This is a genomic window from Levilactobacillus tujiorum, from assembly GCF_012641185.1.
Classification (GTDB): domain Bacteria; phylum Bacillota; class Bacilli; order Lactobacillales; family Lactobacillaceae; genus Levilactobacillus; species Levilactobacillus tujiorum.
Map to the genome: position 1 here is coordinate 24,134 of NZ_JAAXLK010000020.1, position 11,927 is coordinate 36,060.

The 11,927-nt window shown below is 45.0% G+C and carries 10 protein-coding genes; all 10 read left to right on the forward strand.

From position 1 onward, the window contains the following. The first annotated feature begins 13 nt into the window (after positions 1-13). The 10 genes from HF569_RS09905 (at position 14) to HF569_RS09950 (ending at position 11,926) form a co-directional block, all read left to right on the forward strand. Entirely contained in the window at positions 14-445 is a 432-nt protein-coding gene (locus HF569_RS09905; RefSeq protein ID WP_024855653.1) for a hypothetical protein, read from the forward strand. Then, positions 411-653 carry a hypothetical protein gene (locus HF569_RS09910; protein WP_156646362.1) on the forward strand — a complete coding sequence of 81 codons (243 nt, stop codon included), beginning with the start codon at positions 411-413 and terminating at the stop codon, positions 651-653. Before HF569_RS09905 ends, HF569_RS09910 begins: the two co-directional genes overlap by 35 nt. Then, positions 646-6,516, forward strand: a complete 5,871-nt coding sequence (locus tag HF569_RS09915) for a phage tail tape measure protein (protein ID WP_168902301.1) — start codon at positions 646-648, stop codon at positions 6,514-6,516. The genes HF569_RS09910 and HF569_RS09915 overlap by 8 nt, the downstream gene beginning before the upstream one ends. A gap of 59 nt (positions 6,517-6,575) precedes the next feature. Then, positions 6,576-7,553 carry a phage baseplate protein gene (locus HF569_RS09920; RefSeq protein WP_084994640.1) on the forward strand — a complete coding sequence of 326 codons (978 nt, stop codon included), beginning with the start codon at positions 6,576-6,578 and terminating at the stop codon, positions 7,551-7,553. 13 nt (positions 7,554-7,566) lie between these two features. After that, positions 7,567-8,037: a phage baseplate plug family protein gene (locus tag HF569_RS09925; RefSeq protein WP_084994638.1), complete on the forward strand. Its 471-nt coding sequence runs from the start codon at positions 7,567-7,569 to the stop codon at positions 8,035-8,037. Positions 8,038-8,099: 62 nt separating this feature from the next. Next, positions 8,100-9,290 carry a hypothetical protein gene (locus HF569_RS09930; protein ID WP_168902302.1) on the forward strand — a complete coding sequence of 397 codons (1,191 nt, stop codon included), beginning with the start codon at positions 8,100-8,102 and terminating at the stop codon, positions 9,288-9,290. 8 nt (positions 9,291-9,298) lie between these two features. Further along, positions 9,299-9,712 carry a helix-turn-helix domain-containing protein gene (locus tag HF569_RS09935; protein WP_065201442.1) on the forward strand — a complete coding sequence of 138 codons (414 nt, stop codon included), beginning with the start codon at positions 9,299-9,301 and terminating at the stop codon, positions 9,710-9,712. Continuing rightward, the gene (locus HF569_RS09940; protein WP_084994631.1) at positions 9,702-10,088 is read left to right on the forward strand and encodes a DUF2634 domain-containing protein; all 387 of its coding nucleotides are present in this window, start codon (positions 9,702-9,704) and stop codon (positions 10,086-10,088) included. The genes HF569_RS09935 and HF569_RS09940 overlap by 11 nt, the downstream gene beginning before the upstream one ends. Beyond that, positions 10,072-11,220: a baseplate J/gp47 family protein gene (locus tag HF569_RS09945; protein ID WP_156646354.1), complete on the forward strand. Its 1,149-nt coding sequence runs from the start codon at positions 10,072-10,074 to the stop codon at positions 11,218-11,220. Before HF569_RS09940 ends, HF569_RS09945 begins: the two co-directional genes overlap by 17 nt. Then, a complete protein-coding gene (locus HF569_RS09950) occupies positions 11,213-11,926 on the forward strand; it encodes a hypothetical protein (RefSeq protein ID WP_156646352.1) in 714 nt (237 codons plus the stop codon). Before HF569_RS09945 ends, HF569_RS09950 begins: the two co-directional genes overlap by 8 nt. The last annotated feature ends 1 nt before the right edge of the window (position 11,927 follow it).

Genomic DNA, 11,927 nt, shown 5'->3' on the forward strand with positions numbered 1-11,927 from the left:
GAGGAATTTTATCATGACCGAAACTAAGAATGAAGCAGCAACCAAGGAAACTAAGAATCAAGAAGTAGCAAGTAAGGAAGTTACCGAGGATCAGCCAAAATGGGACGGGACATTTGAAGATGTTACCAACCACCAACGTGCTTTCAAAATTACCGAATCTGATGGGACAAAGATTGAGGTTCCTTTCAATTGGCCTGGTCGAACGGTAGCAGAAAACTTAGATGGGTTTTCCTATGGGCTTATCAATGGTGTCACGCGTGATACCCCAGGGACTTATCACGAAGCGCTATTAGGCTTATTTGGGACACCAAAAGTGGCCGGTAAGGTTCATGAACCACTTGATATGAAGTTTTTTGAAGATGCTGCTAACCAGTCAGACCGGAACAAGACTTTTGATTATCTGATGGATAATGGGGAATCGTTTCTTACAGGCAAGCTCAACTAGTCTGAGTCAGCGGGCTGTTCAGGCCTATTTAAATTCAGACGATCCTGATGTGTTGAAATGGTACGCTTACATGGAGGGAGCCGTTAACCTAACGTTCGATGATATTGACAAACTCACGATTCCTGAACTGTCTGTAATGGTCTATTGCACGAATGAGCGCATTAAGAACCAGGCACAAGCGGAAGCGGGGCGGATGATTAGTGGCTAATAAGATGATTCGTCACGGTACGATTGGCTTTAGCGTCGCAGGTGATCTTTCCAAACTTGAACGAGCTAACAAGCTCATGGACGGGATGGAAAGACGTGCTCATAAGGTCAACCGTGCTTTGGACGCAATGATTCCACAGCGTGCCTTTAATGAGGCAGCTAATGGCTTTGGACGAATTAGTAAGTCTGCCGACAAATCCCGTGAATCGATTGACAGTGCCAAACGAGGACAGAAAGAGTATGGCTATGAGGCCAGACGAACTTCTAAATCCGTTGTTAAGTCTTGGGATCAAGTCACTAGCGCTCAAGACAAAACGCGCGTTGCTACTAATAAACTTGGAACCGCGGTTTCACGAACCAATGGTCAAGTGGGTGCTTCTGCCACACGAATGGGTGACAAGAGTGAACGTGCCTTTGCTAAGACTCGTACTGGGGCCGCAAAGACTCGTGGTAGTTTTGACCGGTTATATACCTCGGGTAGCAAGCTAACCAACATGGGAAGCATGGTCACTATGGCTTTACTTCCAGTTGGGGCGGCGTTTAAGCAAGCCGCCGACCAAGCTACTGAGCTGGAAAATAAGTATACGACCATTCGTAACTTGCTGAGCACTGGTGGCGAGTCACTTGGGGCTTCAAAGGCTGAAACCAAGGCCATGCAGAAAGAAAACAACGGATTTGCACTAAAGTATGGTGTCGATCCGTCTGACATGGCAAGTGGTGGCGAAGAGCTTATCCGGCGTGGCTATTCTGGTAAACAGGAACTTGCGTCCCATAAGTCATTCTTGCAAGCGGCTCGTGCCTCTGGTGATGATTATAAGTCGGTAGTTAACTATGGTGCCTCTGCACTTGAAAAGTTTGGTTATAAGACCAAAGCTGGGGATTCCATTGGCAAGATGCGGAAGTATACCAGCAAAGTCTTAAATCAGATGGCGTATGCCGCTGATATGACGGCCACTGATTTTACCGGAATTGGTAACGCGTTAAACATGGCCGGTGGGACGGCTCATTCTACTAACCAATCGCTTGCCAGCACGGTTTCGGCTTTAGGTGTCCTTTCCAACAACGGTTTGGACGGAACCCTTAGTGGGACAGGACTGCGTAAGGTTTTGAATGCCTTTGCTTCGCCTTACACTTCCCTCAAATCACGGCAAGGCCAAGCCATCAAGGAATACGGCATTGATACCAGCAAGTTTTATGGCAAAGACCATAACTTGAAATCACTGCCTAAGCTGTTGAATTACTTGAATAGCAAAACCAGCAAGCTATCGGAATCCCAAAAACTAAAGTTTCAAAACAAGTTCTTTGGGGCAACCGGTCAAGAAGCTGGTAACTTCTTAATGGCGAACACTGGTCAAATTGGTAACCTGACCAAAAAGGTTGAGCGTTCTCAGGATCAAAAAGGCAATGGGTACATCGCCAATTTATCCGAAAAGAACATGAAATCTTGGCAAAACCAGATCAACCGAACCAAGCAATATCTCAACGTTATGGGGCAAGGCTTCGCTAAAAACGTATTGCCGGGCTTCACTAAGGCGTTGAAATATGCCAATAGTCTTCTTGGCTATCTGATTAAGCTGCCAAAACCAGTCAAAACAACTGCGGGCTATATTGCCGCCATTGGTGGGTCATTAGCTGCGGCTGTTACTAGTGTTAAGCTGCTTGGTAAAGCTGGAAGTTTCTTATTTGGAAGTGGCCGTGCAGCTTCACGTGGTGGCGCCACTTCTAACGCCGTTGCCGATGTTGCTGATATCGCTAGTTCTCTACCGATTGGTGGTAAAAGTGAAACCAGAATGGGTCGACTTGGCACCAGGACGGAACGATTAGCAAGAACAAAATTATTTGGTAGATCAGGCAGAATGGCTTCGGCTATCAAGGATAATCGACTAGTACGTTTTGTGGGTAGAAACTCTGGATTAGCTACAGATGCTGAAAAAGTGTCTCTTGCAGGCGCAAAGCATCTTGGATCGGCAACTAAGCTAACCAAACTAGCTAATTTTGGTAGGTCAATTCCTTGGCTTGATGTGGCGCTATCAGCTACTTCCCTAATAGGGATGAACAAGAAAAATGCTGGCGGCAAAATTGGAAACTTCGGTGGAACCCTCGCTGGAATGGAAGGTGGCGCCGCACTGGGTAGCTTTTTGGGACCCGTTGGTACAGTTGTTGGAGGCGCGGCCGGGGCGGCAGCTGGAGGATTTGCTGGTTCTAAAGCAGGTAAAGCCATTCAGCATGCAGTTACTAGTCAAAGTAAGCAGAACAGCATGTACGTGCCGGGAGTCGGAGATGTATACAACTCTGGCAGTCGAAAAAAGTCCAAGCCTAAACCCAAGGCTGATCCCAAGACAACGTTAGGTTCTGACGAGTGGAATGAAACTAACATTGGCAAATCAAATTATAAGTACATCAAGCAAGCTACTAAGCTGGAACAGCAAGGTAATATCGAGTGGGCCAATTCGGCCGGTAAGACTACGAAAAAGCTGCGAGGTACCTATAATTCGCTTTATAACCTTGCCAAAAAACGAGCTGATGGACAGCTTAGCAACGACCAAAAGGGATACAGCTATTTAAAAAAGGCAGGATTATTAAACGTTAAGGCTGCCGATAGCGCGTATAGCCAAGAAAAGGGTAGTGTTCAAAAGCGGGTTTCTTCGCTTAGATCAGGGCTTAATAAGCTTTTGAACAACGATAAGATGAGTGGCACACAACGTGCAAAGGCCATTGATAAGGTCAATCGGCAAATTATTTCATTGACCGACAAGGGTTCACTTAAACAGAAGGCAATCATGACTAAGATGATGTCTTCCAACACTCATCTAACTACTGCCGGTTATGCCAAAATTCTTACTTCTAGTAAGAAGAATGAAAAGCAGACCATCAAAACGGCTCAGAAAACTTACAACGCTGAGGTTAAGTCGGCCGATAAACGTTACAAAAAAGCTAAGAATTTAGCTGAAACGTTGCCGGGCTTATCCGAGAAGCAGCGTAAGGCTGTTATCAAGGAAGCCCAAAAACAGCGAGACGCAGCTAAAGACAAAGCACACGATCAGTATAAGAGTACGGTGAAATGGGCCGAACAACAACGTCACGATGTTGTCGCTGCCGCCAAGAAGGAAGCCGGGGAAGCTGCTGCCGCCTTTAGCACGGCTGCCAAACATGTTGGCAATAGTATTCCAGCCCTTATCGAACAGAATGCCAGTTTATTCGGTGGGCATGCTAAAAAGCCTGTGTCTAGCTATCAGGCGATTAGAAACAATACCAACCCAAAGAAAAAATTAGCCGATGCCGCTGCTAAACAAAACGGTACTGCTAAGAAGCCCAAGAAGGATAGTTTTGGCATGGCAGGGGCATTTGCTTCTGGTTCTGTTGATCGTTATCCTCATGGGTTGCCACACTCAATGTGGGCCACGGTCAATGATGGTGGTGCGAAGGAGCTAATTATTCCACCGGCAGGTCAATCGTTCATTGCTAAGCGCATGAATCAGAAGGTTTGGTTGCGTAAAGGTACGCACGTGCTTAACGGACGTGATACTAAGCGAGCAATGGGCGGTGTGCATCTTGCTTCTGGGACGATTAACTTGTCGCCAGCTCCTGCGCTTAGTGGTAAAAAGGTCAAGACTGGGATTGAGGGAACTAAGAAAAAGTACGATAAGGAACTCAAGGGTTCTAAGCGTGCAGTTTCGATATTCAAAAAGTCCAGCAAGTCTGACTTTGGAAAGATTAAGTCTGACACCACTGATAAAGTTTCGGATACGACAGCGAGCGTTTCGAAAAAATATAAGTGGTTGAAGTCTAATCTCTCTAACACTACTGATGACATTAGCAAGGACTGGCGTTCAAGCTGGAAGTCACTAGTTAATTACTTTGGTGATGTTTTTGGCAAGCTCAAACCGTACGCCCACAAGGGGATGGCTGGGGCTATCTCTTCGTTGAATGGTGGATTTTCTGGAATTGATTCAGCCTTGGCACAATTTGGTGGTAACAAGCAAGTCTTAAAACCAATTCATTATGCGCGCGGTTCTCATGGACCAATCGCAAGTGACCGGATTGCGGTATTAAATGATGCCAAGTCCGGACCACGGCAAGAATTAGTTGTCCGTCATGACCAATTGCTACGACCTCATGGGCACGATGTGCTGACTCCTTTGCAAAAGGGCGATGAAGTGCTTAATGGCTCACAAGTTGAGCAGATCAAACCCTACTTACCTCATTTTGCTAAGGGGACTGGTGTTTCTAAGTCCAAACTTCGCAAGATTGCTAAGGCGAATGCTAAGCAACCGGCAGAGGCCTATAATGACGAGTTTGCCACTAATGTAAAGCCGAGTGGATCAATCCTACAAAGAGGCATCGGTCGTACTTATAAGGCCGCCGCTAAGTCGGTTGGCCCTAAGTGGTCTAATGCCATGTGGGGATACATTCAAGGCCTTATTGTTGGTAGTGGTGGCGGCCCTGTACTACGTTCTCCGGGTTCCGGATGGTCTGTATCATCTGGCTTTGGAAACCGTGGCAAGGTTGCTGGTGGTTTTAGCTCCCACGATGGCGTTGACTTTTCTGGCTCCAAAGTTGTTCATGCCTTACAGGACGCAGTTGTAACCGGAGCAGGTGGTCACAAACGTGGTTGGGAAGGCAGCAACGGAATTGGCCAATATGTCACCACAAAGGGTGGCAAGCTAAGCCTGATTTATCAGGAACTTAATGGAAAAGCCAGTTCTGGCGCAGACATTCTTGTCCATACTGGTGACCATGTTAAGCAAGGACAACCTATTGCCAAACTTGGTCCTAGTGGAACTCACGTTCACATTGGGGCAACAACACACCCTATGTGGTCAATCGGTGGTTCTAGTTCTGCTGGGTGGCTGGATGTAACGAAGCTAAAAAGCAATGTTGCAGGGACTAAAAAGCCGAAGAAAAATAGTAAGCTAACTGGTTTGGTTAAGAGTCAGCTTGGCAAGTCAGCATCTAAGTGGATTGAAAAGCATCTGCAAGAATCCGATGCGAATGTTGGAAGCTTGTCTGGAAGCATGGCTCATCGGGCGAAAACGTTAGCGGCGGCTATTAAGGACATGTACCCATCAGCAACAAACGCTGGTATCGCAGCTGTCCTAGGCAACTGGGAATTTGAATCTCGCCTTGATCCAAATGCTATCAATCCCGGCGGTGGAGCTAGTGGTCTTGGTCAATGGTTAGGCGGTCGGAAGTCTAACTTAATTGCCTATGCTAAGCGAAAGGGCAAGAGCTGGAAAGATGCTGGCGTTCAACTTAGCTTTGCGCTGAATGGCGATGGTTCGGATAGCTCGGTTTTGAAGAGCGTTTTACGTGGCAAGGGGTCTGTTGCATCACTTGCTAACAAGTTTTCTAGCCAATGGGAACGTGGTGGGTACAACGCGCAACATGTTGCCGGCGCTAGAAAAGTGGAGGCGGCTTTACACAATAATGGTGGCTGGTCAAAGAGTGGCAAGCTAAACATTTTTGGTGAAAAGGATTCTGAGGTTGCCATCAATCCTAAGCGTTCAACCGCCGATGGATTGATTGGTAGCGCCATTCACGAAAGGGCTAAGGTTAGCAGCAAAGGTTTGGCGGGTCAGCTTGATCGTGCCATGAGCGCTAAGACTAGAAAGTCTAGCAATCAATCGCTTTTTAAACAGGCGGTCGCTGCTATGCGTCAGTTAGTCTCTACTAATAGTCGTGCAGCTCAGCCAGCTAAGCCTAATATCGTTATTAATTCAACCGTTAACTTCAACGGCTCAGTTGATAAAGATACTGCTGATTATGCGGCTGATAGTATTGGCAAAGTTATTGATCGGAAGGTAAATGAAGCTCTGACCAAGTATGCACAACAGGCCGGACGTGATATGCATTTAACTGATTAAAGAGCTGTAAAGCTCTTTTTTCATACATAGATTTTTATTAAATTATGGGAGGTGACATTGTGGCAACCAAAAAATATACGACTTTAACTTCTGTAAAAAAGTTGTACCAGAAGGAACAAGCAGCTGCTGAGAAAAAGTTAAAGTCGATCAACAAAACTTTATCTAAAAACCAGAAAAAAATAGCTGCTGCAAAAAAAGAAGTTGGTAAATTAAGCGGATCAGCTAAAACAAAAAAAGAGAAGCTGATTACAAATCTGACTAAGTCTGTAGCCACAAACAAAAAGCAAGTTAAGAGCGCCAAAACGGCAGTGACTAAAGCCAAGGCTAAAACGAAGAACTACAAGCATTCGCGAGAGGCTTCAAAGGTCTATAAGGATCAGATTCTTACCAAGATGAAGAAATCGAAATATTGGGGTGAACGGGCTTATATCATGCCGAAGTATCCTTGGGCGTCTACATCGTACGTTTTTATCCGCACTAATGATGAGCAACCAACGTTTAGTAGCAATTTAACATCCAATCCAACTGAAAAGGGCGGAACAGTTGCTGGCTCGGCCGAGACTCAACCAACAACGGTTGCTGTTCAAGGCGTCTTAGGTGGTGATGGTGGTAATTCACATCTAGCAGGGTTAAAGACACAGGCCAAACGTTTAGAGCGCTGGGAAAAGAACCACACGCCTTTGGAATGGCATGGCGAATACACCATGATGTCCACCAATATTTCCGATTTTTCACCAGACTATAGCCACGAAATAGGCACTGGCGGTGAAAATATCATTAACTTGTCAATTACTCTACAAGAAGTCGAATATGCCGACTCCAACAAGAAGGCCAAGGCCAAATCCACCAAAAACACAGGGACTAAGGCCACAACAAAATCCACTAGCACTAAGTCAAAAAAGAAATATGTGATAGCAAAAAAGGGCACTACCTATTGGTCGGTGCACGTTAAAACTGGGGTGTCGTTAGCGACCATTGAAAAGAAAAACAAGTATCCGGCCACTAAGATTCCAGTTGGCGCAAAGATTTATTATTAAGGGGGTGTGACTGATGGCCGAAAACGATCGGATTTTAGTTGATTTGAGCGATGATACCGAAGAAACCTTTGAAAAGGAGTTCAATGGCGTTAAATATAACTTTAAGGCTTATCGTAATGCGCAAAACGATCGGATTTATATGTCGATATTTGATGAAAACATGGTTCCAATCATTACTGGAGAAAAATTGATGTATGGCATGGAGGTTTTTGGCACAATCAGTGAGCCACGTTTGCCGGCCTTTTATGCGATTCCTTATGATGAATCCGATCAAGTGCACGAGGTTACCGGGGCAACGTTTCAGAGCCCCGTTTTTATTTTCTTACCGCAGGACGATGATGAAGATGCAGATGGCTCGGGAACTGACTTTAACGATGATCTGGATGATGACGAAGAATCAATTGAGTCCGCCGATCAAACCATCAGCGATGATGATGCCATTAATCTCTATGGTACTGATCAGATTGTAGGCGGTGAGGATTAATGAAGCTGGTCCATTTTTATCAAAAAATAACGGTGTGGATATCTAGTAAGGAAACATTTACAGTGATTTATCGGGCGCGGGCGCCATACCGCATTTTGATTGAGCATAACAAGACTTACACGTCTAAGGGTACTCCCGGTAATACTGAAATCAGTATTCACAACTTAATCAAGTCACATGCCAATTATTTTAAAAAAGGGCGTCGGGTAAGGCTAACGGCTGGCTGGTATAATGCCGATGATACAGCCCACATCATACATCAAGTAGTAGATGATAAGATTTCAACTGTGACGCCACCAACAGAGAGCGCAGCGGATTCGGTTGTCACCTTTGACATTACGGATGGTCAAAAATACGACAATTTAAAAGCGGTCAAGGTCAAGAAATCCAAACGTGTCCGCATGCGGGCCAGCCAAAAAGATTTGGATAAGGCCATTACCGCCTACAATTCGAAAATGAATACGGCTCGGCGCAAGTGGATTGATGAACACCCACATGCCAGCAAGAAAGAAGTTACTGCAAAAAACAAGTATTATAGTGACAAAAAAAAGAGCTATGCGACCAATGCGCGGTCCGCTTATAACAAGCAGCGCAAGGAGCTTAATAACAAAAAGAAATATCAGATCAAAAAGAGCTATGAGTATCTGAGCTTTAAGAAAAACACTAAGGCCTCGACAATCGTTAAAAAGGTGGCTAAGGAATCGGGAATCAAGCTGGCTAAGGTCAACCTAAATTATGACCGCAAGTATACGAATGGTTATACAGCAAAGTCCAAACCTATGAAGGTAATAGAACAGATTGCCAGCGATAGTGATACGGATATTATCTATCGAAACGATGCAATTTATCTGGAAAAGCTAGATTCTAAACGAAAATTAAACCTATATATTGACTACACAACGGGATTGCTGGAAGAACCGGAGTATCAGGCTGATAACGATTCAAAGGTGGCCCAATGGCAAGTAACGTTCTTGTACCGCAGCTTAGCGGTAGGGGATGTTTTTCATTTGAAGTCAAAAGCAGTTACTGGTTGGGTAATTGTTTTGAGTGGGTCAAATTCTTTTCAATCTGGTTCCGCGCCATCAACGCAAGTCATTGTTGAACTGTATTCGGAATACAAAACCAAATTGACTAAGAAGATTAATAAGAAGAAAAAGGCTGACCGCACAGCTAAGGCTAAGGCAGATAAAAAGTCGAAAGCCGCGGCTAAGAAAAAGCGGACGGCGCGTGCTAAAAATAAAAAAAGTAAGTAGGTGATTCGATGGTAAAAAACATTAGTAACACCAAAAAAGGCGAAAATGGACTGACAGTTCTTCTAAAACTATTTGGAACTGACATCGCACAAGCCGTTAACGTGGCATATATTGCCAAAGTCACCAAGATTAGCCCACCAACGGTTAGCCTACAGCCTTTAGCTTTGACGGTTGGCGATAATAAAAAAGAGGCGCTTGTCGAAAGTGTCCCAGTTATGATTCCAGCAATTAGCATTGGCGGGAAAACGCCAAAAGTTAATTTGAAAGTTGGAGATAACGTTGGGTGCTTGGTATTAGATCATGATACGACCCATTATAACGGTCATGGGGAGTTCCGACAGATGACAAAAACACCGCATTTGGTTAATAATTCGTTAGTCATTGGTAAGATTGCAGAGGCAGGTGATTTTAGTGGCGACTGATCTTTTATACGATGAGGTCACAGGAGACCTTGTCATCAACGGCGGACACCCCATTGAAATTAGTGGTGTTGAAGAACTAGCGCAGGCGGTGCGATCACTACTAACAACGCCTAAAGGAACTGCCTTGAATGAAGATGAGCTTGGAATGGATATGTCTTTTCTGGTTGGCGGCTTTGACGAAAAGATGGCAGTGGAGGCTGCGACCGAGGCCATTATGCAGGATAAGAGAATCTTAGCAGTAAATGATATAACCGTAGCACCTGATTATAAGCGAGGTGTTGCGGTTTTTAATATCGCCTATTCTTCAACTGTGGGGGATGTTGGAACTCCACAAAATACAACAGCGGAGGTGAGTTTAGATGCCGTTAACGGATAATGGTTGGGAAGAACTGACACTTGACCAAGCGTTGGCAAACGAGCAAACCCGCTTCAAAACATGGCTAGGTCAAGAAACGGATTTGTCACCGCATTCTCCTTGGGGAAAGCTGTGTATGAAAGAAGCACAAGATGATGTTGACGATGACCAGCAATTGGAAATGGTTTACGATTCTGGCTATGCGTCTCAGGCAGATGGTGTTAGCTTAGACCGATTAGCTTCAAACTATGGATTACAGAGAAAACTGTCACAAGCGGCCAAAGCAACGCTACAGGTTACGGGCACCCCAGGCTACTTGATTGAGGCGGACACCCGCTTCATGACGTCAGATGGTACAGAGTTTTTGAATGCCTATGATACCCAAATTGGGGAAGATGGAACGACAGAGCTGCTGGTCTATTCTGATGACGAAGCTGAGTATGTCAACGTTGATGCTAATACCATCAACCAACAGGCCGAACCAGTTGAGGATATCTTTGGTGTCAACAATGCAACGGCGGCGGTCGGTGGTGCTGACCTTGAACAGGACTATGATTTTCGGAAGCGAATTTTGCCGAACGAGGTTGCTGCTGAAAACGGAACAAAGGATGGATTAAAGGTTGCAATGCTCAACGTTACGGGTGTTAGTGACGCGCAAGTTATTCGCAATCCAGATGGTGAAGTTGATAGCTATGGAAATCCACCACATTCAATGCACATCTATGTTATGGGCGGTGACCCTGATGCAATAGCCCAAAAAATATTGGATGTTGCTGGCGGTGAAACCTTATTTGTCGGTAAGTCTCAGGGAACGGCGATTGATGACAGCGGACATCAAGTTATCGAACGATTTGACCAAGAGGAACTGGTTAACGTGAAATTTGATATTAAAATTCAATCGTCCAGTGGCATTGACGAAGATGCTGTTAAGCAATCTGTTTTAGATTATCTTGGTAGTTTGGCGATGGGGTCGCCAGTGATTATCAACAAGCTATACAGCTATCTTTATCAAATCGATGGAGTTGATTATGTTGAATCCATATCTGCTGGAACCGGGGACACCATGGGGGCGGAAAACATTATATTCAGCGACTATCAACTCGCTAACTCAACGGATGAACTCATCACGTTGGAGGTGACGGCTAGTGCTTAATGACGACGACACGTTGCTTGATGGGACGACTTTTGCCGAATTTCACAAGAACTCGATGGCTACTTTTAACGATTTTCGACCAGCATATAAGGGAACCAATTTTGACAAATTGATCAAAGTCCTTGATGCTGGTCGTTTTGTACGCCGACAAAACATGGATGAGGTTACTTCGTCTCATGCCATTGTGAATCAACATGGATTGCAACTGGATAATACAGGTGATGACTTAGGAATTCAGCGCAATGGTGCGGACGATGATACCTACAAATTTTTGTTATTGTCACGCGCAATGGTGCGCAATTCAAAAGGCACACTCAACGATCTAATTCGGATTGCTGCAAACCTACTTGGCTGTGACCCCACCGATATTTATATGAAGCGCGACCGTGATTACAACGCAGCTGGAAAATTGGTTGGAATTCCAAATACGATTGATTTGGTGGATGTTCCATACAACAAAGTAAAAAACATGTTTCTGCTAGATCGGTTACCGGCTGAGTTAGAACGTGCGGCCATAGGCGACACACGTGTCAACTTCGTCAACTTATCGGTTCCAATTGAGCAAAAAGCCTTTATAGGTGTTGCTGTTTCTGGATTTACAGAAATTGATATTTCTGTTCCAGCCGCAATCGAGGTTAAAACAAGTGGCAAGGTTGATGTCAATGTTGGCAACAGCGTTGGCCTAACCTATTCCATTGACATTTAGA

Excerpts from the sequence above, each read along its gene's own strand:
- HF569_RS09905 (WP_024855653.1), top strand. The coding sequence starts at position 14 with ATGACCGAAACTAAGAATGAAGCAGCAACCAAGGAAACTAAGAATCAA.
- HF569_RS09910 (WP_156646362.1), top strand. The coding sequence starts at position 411 with ATGGGGAATCGTTTCTTACAGGCAAGCTCAACTAGTCTGAGTCAGCGG.
- HF569_RS09925 (WP_084994638.1), top strand. The coding sequence starts at position 7,567 with ATGGCCGAAAACGATCGGATTTTAGTTGATTTGAGCGATGATACCGAA.
- HF569_RS09935 (WP_065201442.1), top strand. The coding sequence starts at position 9,299 with ATGGTAAAAAACATTAGTAACACCAAAAAAGGCGAAAATGGACTGACA.
- HF569_RS09945 (WP_156646354.1), top strand. The coding sequence starts at position 10,072 with ATGCCGTTAACGGATAATGGTTGGGAAGAACTGACACTTGACCAAGCG.